Genomic DNA, 18,714 nt, shown 5'->3' on the forward strand with positions numbered 1-18,714 from the left:
CCTCGTGAATTTTCTTTCTCTTTATGTCCGCTATTACGGCATTGTCAAGCTGAAAAATAAAAAAAATGTATTTTGCCGACAACGCCCTGCAACAACAGCTATTTTAATGGAGGTGCGCATGACGCCCGGCGGACCAGGGTCGTTTCCAGGGTGTGTTGGTACAGCTGGTGGCCGCCATTACGAACCAGATCCAGCAACGCTTTCCCGGCGATGCTGCCCATCATGTCGCTGGGAACCCTGATCGTGGTCAAAGCGGGAAAGACGTGCTCGGCAAACTCAATATCGTCAAAGCCGGCCACGGATATCTGCTCCGGCACCATCACCCCTGCTTCGCGACACGCGGTGAGCGCGCCTATGGCCAGCATGTCACTGGCGCAGAACACGGCCGTAGGTGGCTCCTGCAAGGCCAGAAAACGCCGCATGGCTTCACAGCCTTTGTTCAAGGTCGGCTGATACTCCAGAACGTACTCCTCGCGGCAGGGGATATCGTGCTCCTGCAATGCGGCCAGGTAACCGTCCAACCGCTTCTGAACGCGCTGGACAAGGGAGTACATGGCGCCGACAAAAGCGATGCGCTTGTGCCCCAGCTGTATGAGATGCTCGGTCATCTTGTACGAGGCTTCGAAGTTGTCGAAGCCGACATAATGCAGGGAGGTACCCGGCATTGTGTCCCACAGGAACACGCACGGCATGTCGTTCCTGGCAATATTCATGATGATCTCTTCATTCTGGGCCATGTACCCGAGGAACAGCAGGCCCGAGAGGGAGCGCTCCCTGCAGTATCGAAGCTGCAGGCGCTCCCTGTGTACATCGAAAAGGGTATTGTTGATGATCAGAGGATAGCCCTGACTGTTGATCACATCCTGCGCGGCAATGACCGTGGATGACAGCTTGGCCGATTCCGTGGTGGGTATGAACACGCCGAGCACTGATGATTTGCGCCGGGAAAGATCCCCGGCGGTGGCGTTGTAGACGTAATCATGCTCGCTCATGACCTGCAGAACACGCTCAAGCGTTTTCTGGCGCAGTAAATGCGGCTGATGGATAGCGCGTGAAACAGTGGCGGTGGAAACTCCCGCCAGTCTGGCTACATCCTGAATGGTTAGTTTTGGCACTGACGGATCTCGCTGCCTCGTTCACTCACGGTTTCATGCGGCACCGCGAATGGGTCGGCCGCCCCTGATTGATTCCCATACGCTGCTTCCCGGCCGCGGACGCCAGCTGTTCCTACACCCGCAAAGGACGGGCAAGGCGCAGGGGCCGAACAAGCTGTTCCCACGTATGCTTCCGTCTACGGCTTTGCTAAATTTGTAAATGAATATCCGGATCTACGTTGAAAGGCAAGCAACTCCCACTCAACGCAGGAGAACCGCGAGTCCACCTTGGAAGCAGCGCGTAATGCACGCAGGACTATTTGGTCGCAGACTGCTTCCTTGCAGATCGTCTTTTGGATTGCCCTCTGACCCGCCGCCATTTCTCGTGCAGGACAACTCTTCTCCTGCGCTCGGTAGGACACGCTCAAGCTCTGGCCTCGTACGGGTCTGGCTGGACCAGGACATGTGGGGGCGGATTCAGTTTGCCCGGCTCACTTGGAACGCCGCACCCCGTACTTCTTGCACTTCTCGTAGAGCGTGGCGCGGGAGATATTCAAATACTTCGCAGTGCGGACCATGTTTCCGGAGTTAATCTCCAGAGCCTTGAGGATGCAGGCCACCTCCGTCTCGACACCTGCCTCGTACAGCGATACCGGCCTGCCGGAAGCTTGCTGAACGCCAGGCGCCTGGTCGCGATCGGCCTGGAGCCTTCCCGCGTCGCCTGCGCCGCCATCGGGCTGTGGCTTGCAAAAGGTCTGCAACGTTGGGGGCAGGTCCTGGACCCGGATGGTCTGCCCTTCGGACACGCTCGTGGCCCGCACCAGGGCGTTACGCAGCTCGCGGATGTTGCCCGGCCACTCGTAGGCCACCAGCAGGTGCATGGCGTCCTCGGAGATCTGCACGGACGCCTTGCCCATGCGCGCGAGCAAGGCATCGGCAATGATGGGTATGTCCGAAGCACGCTCGGCAAGCGAAGGAACCTGCAAGGGCAACGCGCTGATACGGTAGTAGAGGTCTTCGCGGAACGTTCCCTGCTGGACGATCTGAAGCAGGTCCCGGTTTGTCGCCGCGACAAGGCGGAAGTCCACAGGCCGCGCCTTGGATGACCCGACCCGGTACACCGTCTTTTCCTCCAGCACGCGCAGCAGCTTGGCCTGGGCCGCCAGAGGCATGTCGCCGATCTCGTCAAGGAACAGGGTGCCCTTGTCAGCCAGCTCTATGAGGCCCACCTTGCCATCCTTGCTGGCCCCGGAGAACGCACCCCCCGCATAGCCAAAGAGCTCGGACTCAAAGAGCTCGATGGGCACCGCAGCGCAGTTGATACTCACAAAGGGACCGTCCTCGCGGGGACTCGTGGCGTGCAAGGCGTTGGCGAAAAGCTCCTTGCCCGTGCCGGTCGGCCCCTGGATGAGGACGGGAAAGCTCGTCTGGGCGTAGTTGCGCAGCCTGTTCTTGGCAAAGAGAAGCGGTTTGCTCTCGCCCAGGATATTATCCAGCGTGTACCGGACCGACAACGCGCTCTGCATGCGGCGCCTGTAGAAACTGACCCTGCTGTCCAGCTGCTCGACCCGCTCTGTCAGGGCCTTGAGCTCGGTGGGATTGCGAAACAGGCACAGGGAGACCATGCCGACGATCATGCCGTCATCGTCGCGCAGGGGCAGGCGGTTGACGATGGTCGTCTTTTTCCCCTCCCCTTCCCCGATAACGCACAGATCACCAATCTCCTCGTTCCCGGACTGCATGACGCTGAGCGCGCGTGTCTTGGGCAGGACGTTGACGATGTTCCTGTTCACCAGATCATCCTTCGCGGCCCCGATGATCTCGGCGTACACATCGTTCATGTAGAGAATTTCGCCTTGTGTATCACAGAGATAGATGCCGAGGGGAAGTCCGTCGAGAATCTTCCTGAACAGATCGTCCGGCATATTATTGCCAAATCTTTTCATCCCATCCTCACATGTTCTGTTCGTCAGGACATTGCTCCTGCACGAACCTTCCCCATTCATGCCTAGCAAAGCGAGAGCTGTCTAGACAACCGTGTCCGGAACTCAAGACATTACTGTCTGGCTGGTGTCAGGCAGGCCGGACACCTGTCAGACACTTTTCTCACCCGGAGAGACACTAACACGCCGCCACACACTTGTGAAAAAAATAACCTAGCCCGCACCCTGCCTTGTTTCCCGCATTTTCACCTTGTTAAGACGCTTCCAGTTGGCCCGCCCATTGCTGATGTAAATCCATTCTTGTGAAAAAAAGCTCAGATATCACCCTCAAAGGAGAAATACACTCATGCCCAAAATGACTCCAAGCGAAGCAATGGCGGAAGTTCTGGTTCAGGAAGGAGTAGGACATGTCAGCGGAATCCTCGGTTCCGCCTTCATGGACCTGCTCGACTTGTTCCCGGCTGCTGGAATCGACTTCATTTCAGTGCGCCATGAGCAGACTGCCGGACACATGGAAGACGCCTACTGCCGTATGACCGGCAAGGCAGGTGTCGTGATCGGACAAAACGGCCCCGGCGTGACGAACTACGTCACGGCGGTTGCCACGGCCAACATGGCCCACACCCCCATGGTTGTGCTGTCACCCAGCGCGGGCTCGATCTCCGTCGGCTGGGACGGCTTCCAGGAGTGCGACACCTGGAACCTTTTCAAGCCCATTACCAAGGCGTCCCTGCGTGTGCCCCACCCCAATCGCGCTGCCGACATCCTGCGCACGGCTTTCCGTATCGCCTATGCCGAGCGCGGGCCGGTACTGGTCGATATCCCGCGTGACTACTTCTACGGCGTGATCGACGAGGAGATCCTGGAGCCCTCGCAGTACCGCGTGGCCCCGGGCGGCATCGGCAATCCCAAGCACTTCGACGCCGCCGTGGAGGTGCTCAAGAACGCCAAGAACCCGGTCATCGTCTCAGGACGCGGCGTGGTGGACTCGGGCTGCGTCCAAACCATCCAGGCCATGGCCGAGCACCTCGGCGCGCCTGTGGCCACCACGTATCTGCACAACGACGCCTTCCCCTGCGACCACCCGCTGTGGACAGGGCCCATCGGTTACATGGGCTCCAAGGCGGCCATGCGCATCCTGCAGCAGGCCGACGTCATCCTGGCCGTGGGCACCCGCCTGTCCTACTTCGGCACCCTGCCGCAGTACGACATCAACTACTTCCCCAAGACCGCCAAGATCGTGCAGATCGATATCAATCCGCGCCACATCGCCAAGACGCACCCGGTCACGGTGGGGCTCTGCGCCGACGCCAAGGACGCCTCGGAAGAGCTCTTCACCAGTCTGCGCGCGGCCGTACCGGCCAAGAAGAACATCGAGGCCGTGTATGCCCGAGTCAAGGCCGAGCTCGACACCTGGTACCACGAAATCGCGGCCATAGCCGACGAGCCCGTGGAGGAAGGCCGCATGCATCCGCGCAAGGCCCTGGAGGTGGTCGGCAAGTTCGTGACCGAGTCGAACGCCATCGCCACCACGGATATCGGCAACACGTCCTCCACAGCCAACAGCTACCTGCGCTTCAAGCAGACCAAGCGCCACATCGCCACCCTGACCTTTGGCAACACCGGGTTCGCCTACCAGGCCGGCCTGGGCGCGCAACTGGCCTGCCCGGACGACACCGTGCTCGCCATCGTTGGCGACGGCGCCTGGGGAATGAGCCTTTTCGAGGTGCCCACCGCCGTCCAGTTCAACCTCCCGGTCATCGCCACCGTCTACAACAACGGCGCCTGGTGCGCGGAGAAGAAGAATCAGGTCGACTTCTACAACAACCGTTTCGTGGGCGCGGACATCTGGTCCAAGTCATACGCGAAGATCGCCGAGGCCATGGGCGCCGACGGCTACAGGGTCAACACCCAGAAAGATCTGGCCGAGGCCCTGGATGCGGCCAGGAAGAACCGGCGCCCTGCCGTCATCGAGGTCATGACCGACGGCACCCGCCTGGCTCCGCCCTTCCGGCGCGACGCCCTGGCGCTGCCGACGCGTTTCCTGCCCAAGTATGAGCATCTGGACAAGAAGCACTTTCCGGACGCCTAGAAGCAGAACCACAGACTTGCTCCTGCCGGGTCCGGGCCACTGACGACCCGGCCCGGCGGAGCAGTCGAACGCCAAAAGAGAGAAATACAATGAGCAGAGTAGACGAACTCATTCAGGCCGGTCGCAAAGCGCAACAACAGGTAGCCGGATATACCCAGAAACAGATCGACGACGTCTGCCTCGCTGTGGGCTGGGCCCTGTACAACGACGACAACGTCCACGCGCTTGCCAAGCTGGCTGTCGAGGAGACCGGCTACGGCAACTACGAAAGCAAGGTCACCAAGCACAAGCGCAAGGTCGGCGGAGCTGTTGAAGACATCATTGGCAAGACCTCCGTCGGGCTGATCGAGCGCAACGAAGAGACCGGCATTTCCAAGTATGCCAAGCCTGTAGGCCTGGTTTGCGCGATCCTGCCAGCCACCAACCCCACTGCCACGGCAGGCACCAAGGCCGTGGCCATTCTCAAAGGCCGTAACGCGGTCATCTTCCGCCCAAGCAGCCGGGCCCGCAAAGCCAGCAGCATGGCCGTGGAGTACATGCGCGAGGCCCTGCGCCGCATCGGGGCTCCTGCGGATCTGGTGCAAATCTACAGCGACGCCGACATCCCCACCACGGGCGAGCTCATGCAGAAATGCGACCTGGTTGTGGCCACTGGCGGCGGCCCCATGGTCCGTGCGGCCTACTCCAGCGGTACGCCCTCCTACGGCGTGGGCGTTGGCAACGCCGTTTGCATCATCGCCGATGACGCGGACGTGAAGGAAGCCGTGGCAATGATCGCGAGCAGCAAGACCTTCGACTACGCCACGTCGTGCTCCTCGGAAAACTCCATCATCGTGCAGCGGGGCATCCTGGATGAGGTGCTGGACGAGATCAGAGCCAACAAGGGGTACATCTGCTCACCCGAGGAGAAGGCGAAGCTGCGCAAATGGATGTGGCAGGTCAACGACAAGGGCAAGCTGAAGATCAACGGAAAGGTCGTGGCCCAGTCCGCCACCCGCATCGCGGCCGACGCAGGCATCAAGGTTCCGGCCGACACCAGCATGCTGGTCGTCATGGGCGACGAGCCCGCGGTGGAGGACAAGTTCGCCGACGAGAAGCTGAGCCCCGTCCTGACGGTCTTCACCTATGACGGCTTCGACGAAGCCCTGGCAAAGATCGCGTCCATCACGGACCGCTACGGCCGCGGCCATTCCATGGGCATCCACACCTACCGGACCGACTACATCGAACGCATGGGCCAGACCATGCTGACCAGCCGCATCACTGTCCGCCAGCCCATGGCCGCAGCCAACGGCGGGCACGCCATGAACTATATGCCGCCCACTGCGACCCTGGGCTGCGGCACCTGGGGCAAAAACAGCACCACGGAGAACATCCATTACAAGCACTTCCTGAACGTCACGTGGGTCAACGAGCCACGGCCGGCCAGGGAGTTCTCTGAGGACGCGATCTGGGGCGACTTTTTCGAACGCATCGGCCACAGCGTGCGAGAAGGAGATAGCTATGAAACTGTTTGAGTACCAAGCCAAGGACGCCTTCCGACAATGCGGCATCCCCGTCCCTGCGGGTGTGCTTGCCGGCAGTATCGACGAGGTTTCGACAGCTCTCGACGAGTTCACCATGCCGTGCGTGGTCAAGTCCCAGGTGCTCCATGGCGGGCGCGGCAAAGCCGGACTGGTCCGGGTCGTTGATAACGCGGACGCCGCCCGTGAGTACGCCCGCTCCCTCTTTGAGGAACGCGGCGTGCGCAGGGTGCTGCTTGAAGGGGCCGTGGAGTTCGAAAACGAGCTCTACCTGGCCATTACCGTGGATGCCGCCGCAGCCAAGGCGACCATCCTGGCCTGCGCCGAGGGCGGCGTGGACATTGAAGAGCTCGCCGCCACCGCACCGGAAAAGATCGTCACCCAGATGGTGGATCTGGACCGAGGCCTCTCGGGCTTCCACATGCGCAACATCGCCTTCGGGCTCGGCTTGACCGGTGACAGGATCAAGGCCTTCAACAAGGTCCTCTCGGCGCTGTATCAGGCATTCCGCAAGTTCGACGCCGAGCTGATCGAGATCAACCCCCTCTTCATGACCAAGGAAGGGACCTTCATAGCCGGCGACGGCAAGCTCTCCATCGATGACAACTCCATCGCGCGCCAGCCAGGCTACGAGATCACCCGCGACCACTTCGACCATGAGATCGAGTACGAAGCTGCGCTGGCCGGTATCCCCTATCTGCAGTTTGACGGCGACATCAGCCTCATGTGCGCCGGAGCGGGACTGACCACCACGGTCTTCGATCTCATCAACTACGCCGGCGGCTCCGTGGCCAACTACCTCGAATTCGGCGGCCCCAACTACACGCGGGCTGTGGACGCCATGGAGCTGTGCCTCAAGAACGAGCAGGCCAAGGTCATCCTCATCGTAACCTTCGGCACCGTGGCCAGGGCCGACGTCATCGCCAAGGGCCTGGCCGACGCCGTGGCCAAGTTCAAGCCATCCATTCCCATCGTGACCTGCATCCGCGGGACCAACGAGGAGGAGGCGTTCCAGATACTCCGGGACCTGGGCCTGACGCCCCTGTCCGAGACCGAGGAGGCGGTGCAGCAGGCCGTGGATATCGCCGCAGGGAGGATTTCATGAGCATCTTCATCGATCAAAGCAACAAGGTCGTGGTCCAGGGCATGACCGGCAAGGAAGGCAGTTACTGGACCAAGCACATGCAGGACATGGGGACCAACGTTGTCTTCGGCAGCACTCCCGGCAAGGAAGGACAGCAGGTCGAAGGCATCCCGGTCTACCACACCATCCGCAGGGGCCTGCGCGACCACGACGTGGACACGGCCATGCTTTTCGTGCCCCCGGCCTACACCAAGGACGCCATCTTCGAGGCCCTGGATGCGGGTATCCGCAAGATCGTGACCATCGCCGACGGCATTCCGCTGCATGAGCTGCTTCAGATCCGTAGCGCGGCCAAGTCCTGCGGGGCCATGGTGGTCGGCGGCAACACCTCGGGCGTCATCTCTCCCGGCAAGGCCATGATGGGCGTGCTGCCCTACTGGATCGAACGGGTCTACAAGCCCGGCCGCATCGGCGTCATGACGCGCAGCGGCTCCCTGACCAACGAGGTCACGGCCGAAGTGGTCAAGGCCGGGTTCGGCGTCTCGACCCTCATGGGCGTGGGCGGAGACTCGGTGCCGCTGACCCGGTTCGCCGAGATCCTGCCCCTCTACCAGGCTGACCCCGACACAGACGCCGTCGTCATCATCGGCGAGCTTGGCGGAACCATGGAGGAAGAGGTGGCCCAGGCCATGGAGAGCGGCGCCTTCACCAAGCCGCTGGTGGCCTTCATCGGAGGCCGCACGGCGCCCAAGGGTAAACGCATGGGCCACGCTGGAGCCATCGTTACCGGCAGCAAAGGGACTGTCGAGGCAAAGGTTGAGGCTCTGACCTCCGCGGGTGGGCGAGTCGCCAAGAAGCCCAGCATGCTCGGCCCCGTACTCCGCGAGCTCATTACATGACATGAATAACAGGGCGGGGTCTCTGACCCCGCCCCCAGCGGACTGCCGCCAAGGCGGCCCGCCTGGAGGCGACGCTATGGACTTTATTCCCTATTTATTTGCATGCCTGACGCCGATGAAAATCGCCCTCATGGTCGGCGGCGCCATCGGCGGCATCCTTCTGGGAGCCGCGCCGGGCCTGAGTCCGACCATGGCGGTGGCCCTCCTGGTTCCCTTCACCTTTCACATGGACCCGGCCGAAGGACTTATCCTCCTCGGCGCCGTGTACACGGCTGCTGTGGCCGGCGGGTCCATCACCGCAATCCTCATCAACATCCCGGGTGCACCGGCCAACATCGCCACGATGTTTGACGGCCACACCATGGCGAAGAAGGGCAAGGCGGAGAAGGCTCTCTACCTGTCCTGCATGAGCTCGGGTCTGGGCGGCATCTTCGGCGTGGTTGTGCTGATCCTCTTCACCCCGCCCATCGCCCGCATGGCCATGGAGTTCGGCCCGGCCGAGCTGTTCTGGCTGGCCATCTTCGGCGTCACGGTCATCGCCGGCCTGTCCTCGGGCACGGTCGTCAAGGGGCTCTACGCCGGTGCGTTCGGGCTTCTTCTGAGCTGCATCGGCGAGAACCCGGTCTACGGCGTTGAACGCTTCGTCTTCTCCGACAAGCTGACCGGCGGCATCGCCATTATCCCGGCGCTCATCGGGCTGTTCGCCATCCCGCAGATATTCACGCTGGTGGAGACTATCGGCCAGAGCCTGCAGCGCGAATCCTTCAAGGCCCAGAAAGGCGTGCTCCGGGAGGCTATAGGCGAGCTCCTGCGCCATCCCCGCGAGTGGATCATGGGCTCTGTGGTCGGCTCCTTCATTGGCGCCATCCCGGGGGCCGGCGGCCAGGTGGCCGGGCTCATCGCCTATGACCAGTCCAAGAAGATGTCCAAGACGCCCGAACGCTACGGCACGGGCATTTCCGAAGGAGTCATCTCGGTAGAGTCCTCCAACAACGCCACCGTCGGGCCCGCCATGATCCCCCTGCTGACCATGGGTATCCCTGGCAGCCCCACGGCCGCGGTTCTTCTGGGCGGACTGCTCATCCACGGCCTCTTCCCCGGCCCGGACCTGTTCACCAAGCACGCCGATGTTGCCTACACCTTCATCGCCAGCATGATCGTCGCCCAGGTGGCCATGGTGGTCTTCGGAATCATGATTTCCCGTTACTCGCACATCGTCATGAACATCCCCAACATCTTCATGGTGGCGGCTGTGACAGTACTCTGCGTCTACGGTTCCTACAGCGTCCAGAACAGCATGGACGACGTCATCATCATGTTCTGCCTGGGCCTCTTCATGTACCTGAGCAGCCGCAACTCCTTCTCACCAGCCCCGATTGTTCTCGGGCTCATCCTCGGCCCCCTGGCCGAGGACAACTTCAGCCGGGGCAAGATCATCGCGCAGACCGGCGACGGCCTGGCCAGCTACTTCCTGTCGGGCGGCGTCAACATGATCGTCATTGGCTTGTGCGCCCTCTCCATCGGCTGGAGCATCTACAGCGAGTACAAGCTGGCGCGAAACAAGGCGACCCGTCTCCGTGAAGAAGAGCAGCACGCCGCCGCCACCCTGTCCGAAGCATAAGGAGTTTTCAGCATGATAAACGCACGCAAACGCATTCTCGAAACAACCGTCATGTTCGTCATACCGGTGGTTGCCCTCCATATGCTGGATGACATTTCCATAAATGATGTCAAGACCTTCCCGAAGTACATTTGCTACGGGATGCTGTTCCTGGCCGTCATCAACGTCATCCAGCTTGTGGTCTACCTGAACAAGATCAGACCCATACAATGGCCCACCTCCCTGCGCTGGTCGTCGCCTTTCAAGGGCGGTCCCATTCCCTTCCCGACACGGCGCGTTGTCATCTCCCTGGTCCTTATGACCGCCTACATATTCACCATGGAGACGATCGGATTCTACCTCGCCGGGTTCCTGTACTTCCTGCTGATCCTGCTCGCCCTTGATCCGGCGAAGCCGTCACTGGCCAGCACAGGGAAAAAAGCACTCTACGCGCTTATTTTCATGGCGGTGATCTACCTTCTCTTCAGTGAAATGCTCGGTGTGGTCATCCCGAGTGGAATAGCACTGTAACTTAACTGTATTCTGGAGGATTTGATGAAAAAGTTATTATTCTCGCTATGCCTTCTGGTTCTGGCACTCTGCGGCTTCTCTGGCCCTGCCTTCGGCGCATACCCGGACAAGCCCCTCTCCATGGTCGTGACCTACCCGCCCGGAGGCGCCACAGACTTCCAGGCCCGTATCGTGACAACCCTGGCCTCGGACGAGAAGTTCTTTGGTCAGCCAATCGTGGTGATCAACAAGCCCGGTGCGGGCGGCCGAGTCGGCTGGAACTGGTTCGCCGAAAAAGCGCCCACCGACGGTTACTGGCTGAGCACCTACAACGCCCCGCACTTCATCGCCCAGAGTCTTGTCTACAAGGCCTCGCGGTTTTCCATGGAAAGCTTCGAGCCCGTGGCCACCTGGGGGGCTGATCCGGCCGTGTTGATCGTACCCAAGGACAGCCCCTTCAAGACCGTGAAGGACCTTGTCGATTTCGCCAAGGCCAACCCTGGCAAGGTCACCGTGAACGGCGCCGGTCTCTATGTCGGTCACCACATCGCCATGTTGCAGCTGGCCAAGGCCGCAGGCATCGAGCTGACCTACGTTCCTGAGCAGGGAGGCACCCCGGCTCTGCAGAGCGTCATGAGCGGCAAGGTCATGGCCGGTTTCAACAATCTCGCCGACGCCTTCCGCAACCGCGAAAACGTGAACATCCTGGCGATCGCCGACCTGCAGCGCCATCCCTATATCGAGGACGTACCCACGTTCATCGAGGAAGGAATCGAAGTAGACAACTCGAGTGTGAACTATCGCGGCATCATTCTGCCCAAGGGTGTCGACCAGGAGACCATCGACGCTTGCGAGAAGGCGCTCGTCGCCATGTTCAACACCCCCAAGGTCAAGGATCTCATGGCCCAGAGCGGTAGCCCGTTGCTTGTTCTCAATCGCCAGCAAACGATCGAGCTGTTTGCCAAGGTGAAGAAGAACCTTCAGGAGCTTCTGAAGGACATCAAGCAATAGGCACCCCTAAGGATGCGCCGGCGCGAACCACAGCCCGCCGGCGCATCCGCCGGTTCCGGCACACTGTTCCGAACATATTATTTTGGGGAAATGCCATGAATAACTGCAGTTGCAGCCCGTTGAAGGCCGTGGTTCTGGACTGGGCCGGCACTTCCGTGGACTACGGTTGCCTTGGGCCGGTCATGGCATTTCAAGAGGTTTTCCGTTCGCGCTTCATCGAGCCGACCGTCGAGGAAGTCCGCGTCCATATGGGTATGGACAAGCTCGAACACTTCAAGGCCATCAGCGCCATGCCCCGCATCCGGAAGCTGTGGGCTGCCATTTTCGGGAAGGAGCCGGCAGAGGCCGACTTTGACGCCATGAACAGGCATTTCGAAGAGGTCAGGACAAACACCCTCCACGAGCACTCCCAGCTGGTTCCCGGACTGATCGATACCGTCTCCGCCCTGCGCGGCATGGGCCTGCGCATCGGGTCCACCACAGGCTACAACGCCCGGGTCGCCGACCTCATACGATCCGAGGCCGCCCGACACGGCTACTGGCCCGATTGCCTGGTCAGCTCCTCCGATGTGCCCTCGGGGCGGCCCAATCCGTGGATGTGCTTCCGCAACGCCATGGAGCTCGGGACATATCCGATGTCGGCCATGGTCAAGGTCGGAGATACGGCCTTTGATGTGCTGGAAGGGCTCAATGCGGGCATGTGGGCTGTGGCTGTGACGACCTCCGGCAACGAAATGGGCCTGTCACTGGACGAAATCCAGGCCATGGACTCTGCCGAAGTCACCCGCCGCCAGCGCTCTATACGCAGGCGCATGGAATCCATCGGAGCGCATTTCGTCATTACGGATATTCAGGAGCTGGTGCCTGTCCTGGAAAAAATCAACCAGCTCTTGAACGAGGGAATCAGCCCGGACGACTACCTCGCATGGCTGCAAGCCGTTCGTGCGGAACACAACAACACCACGGAGACCAATGTATGTTCACCATCGTTGCGCGCGAGGAAATGGCCGCAGGCACGGTCATCCTGAACGAGATTCTAGCACCGTCCATCGCGGCCAAGGCCCGGCCAGGGCAATTTCTGATTCTCAAGGCGAACGAAAAAGGGGAGCGTATCCCCCTGACCATGGCCGAGACCGATCCTGAAAAAGGTACCGTCACCGTCATTTACATGGTGGTGGGTAAAAGCACCGAACTTTTTAAACGCCTCAAGGTCGGCGAGACCTACCAGGATGTCATCGGTCCTCTGGGCCAGCCCACCCATATCGAACCCGGCAAGAACGTAATCTGCGTGGGCGGCGGCACCGGCGTGGCTGTGCTGCACCCCATCGCCCGCGGCATGAAGCAGGCCGGTTGCAACGTCACCTCCATCATCGGCGCGCGCAACAAGGACCTGATCATCCTTGAGGACAAGATGCGCCTGGCCTCCCATGAGCTGCACGTCTGCACGGACGACGGCTCCTATGGCCACGCGGGCTTCGTGACCGAGGTTCTCAAGGAGAAGCTCAAGGACGGCGGCGTGGACCAGGTCGTGGCTATCGGCCCCGTGCCCATGATGAAGTTCGTGTCCCAGATGACCAGAGAGTTCGGCGTACCGACCATGGTCAGCCTCAACCCCATCATGATCGACGGCACGGGCATGTGCGGCGGCTGCCGCGTTACGGTTGGCGGCGAGATCAAGTTCGGCTGCGTGGATGGCCCCGAGTTCGATGGGCATCAGGTGGACTTTGATGAGCTGATGCTGCGCCTCAAGGCCTATGCAGCCGAGGAACGATGCAGCCACGAGCGCTGCGCGTGCGAAGAGAGAGGTGCACAATGAGCGCGACCCAAACGCCGCGACAGGCCATGCCCGAGCAGGAGCCCGCGGTCCGGGCCCGCAACTTCGAGGAGGTGCCGTTGGGCTACACCCCGGAGATGGCCATGGCCGAGGCCGGCCGCTGTCTGCAGTGCAAAAAACCGGCGTGCGTCCAGGGGTGTCCCGTAAACATCGACATCCCCGGTTTTATCAAACATATCGCCGAGGGCGAGCTCGACAAGGCCATCGGCAAAATCTGGGAGCGCAATCTGCTGCCTGCTATCTGCGGCCGGGTCTGTCCTCAGGAGAGCCAGTGCGAGGGCAACTGCCTGCTCGGCCGTAAAGGCGAACCAGTGGCCATCGGCAACCTGGAGCGTTTTGCCGCCGACTGGGAACGGGAGCACCACGCCTGCGTACTCCCCTCAAGCGACGATGCCACAGGAAAAAAGGTTGCCGTGATCGGCTCTGGCCCGTCCAGCCTGACCGTGGCCAGCGACCTGGTGCTCAAAGGACACGGCGTCACCCTCTTCGAGGCTTTCCACAAGCCTGGCGGCGTGCTCGTTTACGGCATTCCGGAGTTCCGCCTGCCCAAGGATATCGTAGCGGCCGAGGTGGCTTGCCTGGAGAGCCAAGGTGTCAAACTGGAGTCCGACGTGGTTGTTGGCCGCACCGTGACCGTGGACGAGCTCTTCGAGCAGGGCTTCGACGCCGTGTACCTCGGCGTGGGCGCCGGCCTGCCCAAGTTCATGAAGATTCCGGGCGAGAACCTCGTGGGCGTGCTCTCGGCCAATGAGTACCTGACCCGCGCCAACCTGATGAAGGCCTATCTCTTCCCCGAAGTGGACACGCCCATCCCGCGCGGTCGGCGAGTGGCCGTGCTCGGCGGCGGCAATGTGGCCATGGACTCGGCCCGTACGGCCATGCGCATGGGCGCGGAAGCTGTCAGCCTCATTTACCGCCGTTCCCGCGACGAAATGCCGGCCCGCAAGGCCGAAATCCATCACGCTGAAGAGGAGGGCCTGCACTTTGAGCTGCTGACCAACCCGGTGCGTTACGTGGGCGATGATCAGGGCCGCTTGAGGGCTATCGAATGCGTGCGCATGGAGCTGGGCGAGGTCGACGCTTCGGGACGCAGACGGCCGGTGGCGGTGCCTGGGTCAGAGTTCACGGTCGAATGCGACCTGGCCATCGTCGCTATCGGCTCCGGAGCCAATCCGTTGCTGCCCGGCTCCACGCCGGACCTGCCGCTCAACAAATGGGGGTACGTCATCGCCGATAGCAATACGGGCAAAACAGGCAAGAAAGGAGTCTGGAGCGGTGGCGACATCGTCACCGGGGCGGCTACGGTCATCCTGGCCATGGGCGCCGGCCGAAAGGCAGCCGACTCCATTCACGAGTACCTCACCTGGGGATGGTAGCCTCTTCCTGAGACAAACGCAGAGGATTCGCGAAAATCCCCAAGGCGTCGGATACGCCTGGCGCCTCATCTTCTGGGGAGGAATGGATTCAGGACGCCGGAGGTTTCAACCCTCTCATCCCGACCAGATACTTCAAGGGCTCGCTCTTTCGGGAGCGGGCCCCTTTTTCCTGGGCGGCACGGGCTCTTCCAGCGGTTGGCCGGCCGCGCCGCCTCTTTTATCTGCAGCAATATTCTTGTATATCCACCCCTGATCATTGAATACTCTCTGCTCGCAATCAACACGGAGAAATGGTGTGGATCAATTCGCGCGAATAATCGAGGAACGTTTTCCGTTCCATCAGCTCCTTGGAATCAAAGCAGATCTTGTCGAAGAGGGGCGTGTCCAACTGCACATCCCGTACAAGGAAGCGCTCCTTGGAGACAAGGACAGCAAGAGAATCCATGGCGGCGTTATATCCTCCCTGATGGATATCTGTGGCGGCTTTGCTGTCTGGACGCGATGCAAGCCCCAGGACAGGCTGGTCACCATCACGCTGAACGTCGATTACCTGCATTCAGCCATGGCGTCTGATCTGTATGCGGAGGCCAAGGTGCGCATGCTGGGCAATCGCGTGGGCAACGCCCACGTCGTGGTCTGGACGGCGGAGAATCCGACCGTACACGTTGCGGAAGGACGCGGCGTCTACAACATCAGGCGCACCAAGTAGACGCGCATCCACGTAGAACATGGAAGTGGAGCGCCGGGGATTCCTCTTCCAGATAAAAACGGACCCGCGGCGTCCACCGCAGGCCCGTCATCTCTATTGGCTTTTATGCTTGTCGCTAGCCGTAGACCTTGCCGGCCAGGCTCAGCTCGTGCAAGGGCAGGATGGTCACGCCCTCGTCGCGCAACGCCTTGAGCTTCTGAATCTCGTCGTAGGCGTTGAAGGCGTTGAAGTGGACGCCCGGGCACACGGCCGGGCCGTTGTTCGGGAAGTTGCTGAAGTTGCAGCACATGCCGGTGATGACCACCGGACCGTCGTCCGTCTCCACCTTCACGGCCTGGACACCGGGGGTGTGGCCGGGCGTGGCCATGACGCTGATTCCCGGAAAGAGCTCGGCGTCGCCGTCCACGGGATGTATGTCCAGATCCTCGATGAACGACGGCTCATAGCGGTAGTCCAGCGGGTGCGGGTGCTGGCAGCACTCCAGCTCCGTGCGCTGCACGTAGACGGGCTTGCCCTCGAACATGGGGTTGTTGCCGCAGTGGTCGTCGTGCAGGTGGGTGTTGATGACCGCGTCGATGTCGTCCACGGTCAGCCCATGCTGCGCCAGCGCATCGTCCATGTACAGGGCTTCCAGGCCGGTGTCCTCGGTGAACTCCGGCGGGTTGATGAAGTCATCCAGGCCGGTGTCCACGATGATTGTGCGGCCCTCGCCCCCTTTTTCCTGCAGAAGGAAGGCCCACATGGGCAGCCAGATGCGCTTCCCGTAGCCCTGCTGGTAGGTCATGATGCCCTGATCCACATTGCGCACGCCCACAAGCAAGGGCGTAATTGTATATGACATTGCTGCTCCTCGTTGTTTGATGTGGACTGCAAACCGGGGGAAGATACCCCAGAGTGCGCGGCCGTGTCGATACGGCGGCCGCGGCGCTATTACCAAGTCCCATCAACAGAAAGTAAGCACGAGGCGGCGCGCGGCAAGCCGCCGGTCGGAGAGGAAGAGCGAATCCTGCCGGCTTTGCCCGGCCGCTCCCCCCTACTCCATGCCCATGGGCCGCGGCTGTCCGGAGTCCTTGCCGCGCATCAGGCCCAGGTACAGGGCGCAGTTGATGAGTCCGATGTGGCTGAAGGCCTGGGGGAAGTTGCCCAGCATGGCGCTGCTGGCCGGGTTCACCTCCTCGGACAGCAGGCCCAGGGGCGAGATGTAGTCCAGGGTGTGGAGGAAGAACTGCTCGGCTTCGTCGTTGCGGCCGGCCAGCACCAGCGCCTTGACCATCCAGAAGGAGCAGACCGCAAAGGCCCCCTCCTTGCCGCGCAGGCCGTCGTCTATGGTGTAGCGAAAGAGCAGCCCGTCTCCGGCCGAGAGGTGCTCCAGGGCGGCGTCGATGGTGCCCAGCACGCGGGGGTCGTCCCCGGGCAGAAAGCCCAGCACCGGGATGAGCAGATTGGCCGCGTCCAGCTCCTCGCCGTCGAACACGTCCACAAAGGAGTTGCGCTGCTTGTTGAACCCGCGCTCCAGCACGGCGTTGTGTATTGCATCACGGGTGGCGCGCCAAGCCTCCAGGGGCGCGTCAAAACCATTGGACTCGGCCATGCGCACGCCACGATCCAGGGCCACCCAGCACATCACCTTGGAGTACACGTTGTGGCGCGGCTCGCCGCGCATCTCCCAGATGCCCTGGTCCTTCTCCTGCCAGACCTCGGCGGCCATGTTCACGATGTCCCTGGTGTAGCGCCACTGCGCGCCGGAGAGGTTCCTGCCGTAGCGCGTGGTCTGGTAGATCATGTTGGTCAGCTCGCCGAAGATGTCGAGCTGAAACTGCTCGCTGGCGCCGTTGCCGATGCGCACGGGCTTTGCGTCCCTGTAGCCGCGGAGCTCGGAAAGGGTCCTCTCCTCCGCGCCGTCTTCGCCGTGCAGGCTGTAGAGCACCTGCAGCGTGCGGGCGCTGTCCTCCTTGGCGATCTTCTCATCGATCCACCGGATATAGTTCATGGCCTCCTGGTGGTGGCCCAGGTGGAAGAGAGCCTGCAGCAGGAAGGAGGAGTCCCGCACCCAGGAGAAGCGATAGTCCCAGTTGCGCTCGCCGCCCAGGGCCTCGGGCAGGGATGTCGTGGCCGCGGCCGCCACGGCGCCGGTGCGCGGGTTGGTCAAAAGCTTCAGAGCCAACTCGGAGCGCGTGACCACATGGCCCCAGACGTCATCCTCGAAAGCGCAGGCGCGCTTGCCCCCGCACTGCTCCAGCCAGTTGTTCCACCACCGCCTGGTGCGCTCCATGGCGGCCTCGTTGGCTGCGTTGGAGGTATCGAAGTCCATATCGCCGTGCGCCAGTACAAGCCAGGCGCTCTGCCCTTCCTGGAGCACGAACCGGCTTGCCGCGCCCTCCTCGCCAATCTGGAAGTCGAGCGAGGTGACGAGTTGGAGCGCAAGATCGCCGTGGCTGGCGCGGATGCCGTGCTCTGTTTTTTCGTACTCCGGGGTCTCGGAGCCATACGCCGGGGCGGGCGCGAACAAGCCGTACATGCGGATGCTGCCCCAGGTGCAGTGCAACTTGCGATAGAGCACGGCCTGCTTGCTCTGCCCTACCACGGGCATGAAGTCCTGGATGACCATCTGGCCCTGGATGGTGCGGAAGGTGGTTTCCAGGATATTGGTGTGGCTGATGTAGCCGTGGAAGGAGTGGAACTTCTCCTCCGGCGTGACCAGGAAGCGGCCGCCGCGGCCGGGGTCCAGCAGAGCGCCGAAGACCGAGGGGGACTCGAACCATGGCAGGCACATCCAGTCCACTGAGCCGTTGCGGCCAATGAGCGCGCACGTCTCCAGGTTCCCGACTATGCCGTACTCCTCCAGGTCCAGGTACTCCTTCTGCAACGCCCACATGCCTGCCTCGCTTCCCATGAGTCCGTAGAGATCAAATGTGCTCGCCAGTCCGCAATCCTTATGCAAGATATTGCCATAACCGGAGTTTGAAGTCTCGCGTGAGCCAAAGGAAGGTTTTCGGAAGACGCCGGCGGCAGCCTAACGCGACCGCGCCGGTTAGGGAG

At 61.6% G+C, this 18,714-nt stretch carries 15 protein-coding genes and 1 pseudogene; 11 read left to right on the forward strand and 5 right to left on the reverse strand.

Going from position 1 to position 18,714, the window contains the following annotated elements; translation table 11 throughout:
• Positions 1 to 98: 98 nt before the first annotated feature.
• The 3 genes and pseudogenes from E8L03_RS13275 to E8L03_RS13280 form a co-directional block, all read right to left on the reverse strand.
• Positions 99 to 992 (reverse strand): LacI family DNA-binding transcriptional regulator, encoded by an 894-nt coding sequence (locus tag E8L03_RS13275; protein ID WP_235896526.1) that lies wholly within the window; start codon positions 990 to 992, stop codon positions 99 to 101.
• Between the two features lie 36 nt (positions 993 to 1,028).
• Positions 1,029 to 1,115: pseudogene (locus E8L03_RS21205) on the reverse strand (LacI family DNA-binding transcriptional regulator); the annotation flags it as partial.
• Positions 1,116 to 1,585: 470 nt separating this feature from the next.
• On the reverse strand, positions 1,586 to 3,019 hold the full coding sequence (locus tag E8L03_RS13280) for a sigma-54 interaction domain-containing protein (RefSeq protein ID WP_171267613.1): 1,434 nt from the start codon (positions 3,017 to 3,019) through the stop codon (positions 1,586 to 1,588).
• A 364-nt stretch (positions 3,020 to 3,383) separates the two neighbouring features.
• On the opposite strand from E8L03_RS13280, the gene xsc reads away from it, so the two are divergent.
• From xsc to E8L03_RS13335, 11 genes are all read left to right on the forward strand, one after another.
• Positions 3,384 to 5,129 (forward strand): sulfoacetaldehyde acetyltransferase, encoded by a 1,746-nt coding sequence (gene xsc / locus E8L03_RS13285; RefSeq protein WP_171267614.1) that lies wholly within the window; start codon positions 3,384 to 3,386, stop codon positions 5,127 to 5,129.
• An 89-nt stretch (positions 5,130 to 5,218) separates the two neighbouring features.
• Positions 5,219 to 6,646 (forward strand): aldehyde dehydrogenase family protein, encoded by a 1,428-nt coding sequence (locus tag E8L03_RS13290; protein WP_144234378.1) that lies wholly within the window; start codon positions 5,219 to 5,221, stop codon positions 6,644 to 6,646.
• Complete coding sequence (locus tag E8L03_RS13295) at positions 6,633 to 7,757, forward strand: succinate--CoA ligase subunit beta (protein ID WP_144234377.1); 1,125 nt, start codon at positions 6,633 to 6,635, stop codon at positions 7,755 to 7,757. The genes E8L03_RS13290 and E8L03_RS13295 overlap by 14 nt, the downstream gene beginning before the upstream one ends.
• Positions 7,754 to 8,635 (forward strand): succinate--CoA ligase subunit alpha, encoded by an 882-nt coding sequence (locus E8L03_RS13300; protein ID WP_144234376.1) that lies wholly within the window; start codon positions 7,754 to 7,756, stop codon positions 8,633 to 8,635. Before E8L03_RS13295 ends, E8L03_RS13300 begins: the two co-directional genes overlap by 4 nt.
• Before the next feature lie 76 nt (positions 8,636 to 8,711).
• The gene (locus E8L03_RS13305) at positions 8,712 to 10,256 is read left to right on the forward strand and encodes a tripartite tricarboxylate transporter permease (RefSeq protein ID WP_144234375.1); all 1,545 of its coding nucleotides are present in this window, start codon (positions 8,712 to 8,714) and stop codon (positions 10,254 to 10,256) included.
• 12 nt (positions 10,257 to 10,268) lie between these two features.
• Positions 10,269 to 10,766 carry a tripartite tricarboxylate transporter TctB family protein gene (locus tag E8L03_RS13310; RefSeq protein WP_144234374.1) on the forward strand — a complete coding sequence of 166 codons (498 nt, stop codon included), beginning with the start codon at positions 10,269 to 10,271 and terminating at the stop codon, positions 10,764 to 10,766.
• A 24-nt stretch (positions 10,767 to 10,790) separates the two neighbouring features.
• Positions 10,791 to 11,756, forward strand: a complete 966-nt coding sequence (locus E8L03_RS13315; protein ID WP_144234373.1) for a tripartite tricarboxylate transporter substrate binding protein — start codon at positions 10,791 to 10,793, stop codon at positions 11,754 to 11,756.
• 95 nt (positions 11,757 to 11,851) lie between these two features.
• Positions 11,852 to 12,784, forward strand: coding sequence for a phosphonoacetaldehyde hydrolase (phnX, locus tag E8L03_RS13320; protein WP_171267615.1), 933 nt, complete (start codon positions 11,852 to 11,854; stop codon positions 12,782 to 12,784).
• Positions 12,733 to 13,572 carry a sulfide/dihydroorotate dehydrogenase-like FAD/NAD-binding protein gene (locus E8L03_RS13325; protein ID WP_171267616.1) on the forward strand — a complete coding sequence of 280 codons (840 nt, stop codon included), beginning with the start codon at positions 12,733 to 12,735 and terminating at the stop codon, positions 13,570 to 13,572. Before phnX ends, E8L03_RS13325 begins: the two co-directional genes overlap by 52 nt.
• Positions 13,569 to 14,966, forward strand: coding sequence for an NADPH-dependent glutamate synthase (gene gltA / locus E8L03_RS13330; protein ID WP_171267617.1), 1,398 nt, complete (start codon positions 13,569 to 13,571; stop codon positions 14,964 to 14,966). The genes E8L03_RS13325 and gltA overlap by 4 nt, the downstream gene beginning before the upstream one ends.
• Before the next feature lie 295 nt (positions 14,967 to 15,261).
• Positions 15,262 to 15,675, forward strand: a complete 414-nt coding sequence (locus E8L03_RS13335) for a PaaI family thioesterase (protein WP_171267618.1) — start codon at positions 15,262 to 15,264, stop codon at positions 15,673 to 15,675.
• A gap of 115 nt (positions 15,676 to 15,790) precedes the next feature.
• On the opposite strand, the gene E8L03_RS13340 is transcribed toward E8L03_RS13335, so the two are convergent.
• The gene (locus tag E8L03_RS13340; RefSeq protein WP_144234368.1) at positions 15,791 to 16,516 is read right to left on the reverse strand and encodes an N-acyl homoserine lactonase family protein; all 726 of its coding nucleotides are present in this window, start codon (positions 16,514 to 16,516) and stop codon (positions 15,791 to 15,793) included.
• A gap of 192 nt (positions 16,517 to 16,708) precedes the next feature.
• Positions 16,709 to 18,568: a glycoside hydrolase family 15 protein gene (locus E8L03_RS13345; RefSeq protein WP_216367905.1), complete on the reverse strand. Its 1,860-nt coding sequence runs from the start codon at positions 18,566 to 18,568 to the stop codon at positions 16,709 to 16,711.
• Between the last annotated feature and the right edge of the window lie 146 nt (positions 18,569 to 18,714).

Source organism: Oceanidesulfovibrio marinus (assembly GCF_013085545.1).
In the GTDB taxonomy this organism is placed as follows: Bacteria; Desulfobacterota; Desulfovibrionia; order Desulfovibrionales; family Desulfovibrionaceae; genus Oceanidesulfovibrio; species Oceanidesulfovibrio marinus.

Coding starts and splice junctions, on each gene's coding strand:
- E8L03_RS13275 (WP_235896526.1), bottom strand. CDS start 992: ATGAGCGAGCATGATTACGTCTACAACGCCACCGCCGGGGATCTTTCC.
- E8L03_RS13280 (WP_171267613.1), bottom strand. CDS start 3,019: ATGCCGGACGATCTGTTCAGGAAGATTCTCGACGGACTTCCCCTCGGC.
- xsc (WP_171267614.1), top strand. CDS start 3,384: ATGCCCAAAATGACTCCAAGCGAAGCAATGGCGGAAGTTCTGGTTCAG.
- E8L03_RS13290 (WP_144234378.1), top strand. CDS start 5,219: ATGAGCAGAGTAGACGAACTCATTCAGGCCGGTCGCAAAGCGCAACAA.
- E8L03_RS13295 (WP_144234377.1), top strand. CDS start 6,633: ATGAAACTGTTTGAGTACCAAGCCAAGGACGCCTTCCGACAATGCGGC.
- E8L03_RS13300 (WP_144234376.1), top strand. CDS start 7,754: ATGAGCATCTTCATCGATCAAAGCAACAAGGTCGTGGTCCAGGGCATG.
- E8L03_RS13305 (WP_144234375.1), top strand. CDS start 8,712: ATGGACTTTATTCCCTATTTATTTGCATGCCTGACGCCGATGAAAATC.
- E8L03_RS13310 (WP_144234374.1), top strand. CDS start 10,269: ATGATAAACGCACGCAAACGCATTCTCGAAACAACCGTCATGTTCGTC.
- E8L03_RS13315 (WP_144234373.1), top strand. CDS start 10,791: ATGAAAAAGTTATTATTCTCGCTATGCCTTCTGGTTCTGGCACTCTGC.
- phnX (WP_171267615.1), top strand. CDS start 11,852: ATGAATAACTGCAGTTGCAGCCCGTTGAAGGCCGTGGTTCTGGACTGG.
- E8L03_RS13325 (WP_171267616.1), top strand. CDS start 12,733: ATGTTCACCATCGTTGCGCGCGAGGAAATGGCCGCAGGCACGGTCATC.
- gltA (WP_171267617.1), top strand. CDS start 13,569: ATGAGCGCGACCCAAACGCCGCGACAGGCCATGCCCGAGCAGGAGCCC.
- E8L03_RS13340 (WP_144234368.1), bottom strand. CDS start 16,516: ATGTCATATACAATTACGCCCTTGCTTGTGGGCGTGCGCAATGTGGAT.
- E8L03_RS13345 (WP_216367905.1), bottom strand. CDS start 18,568: ATGGGAAGCGAGGCAGGCATGTGGGCGTTGCAGAAGGAGTACCTGGAC.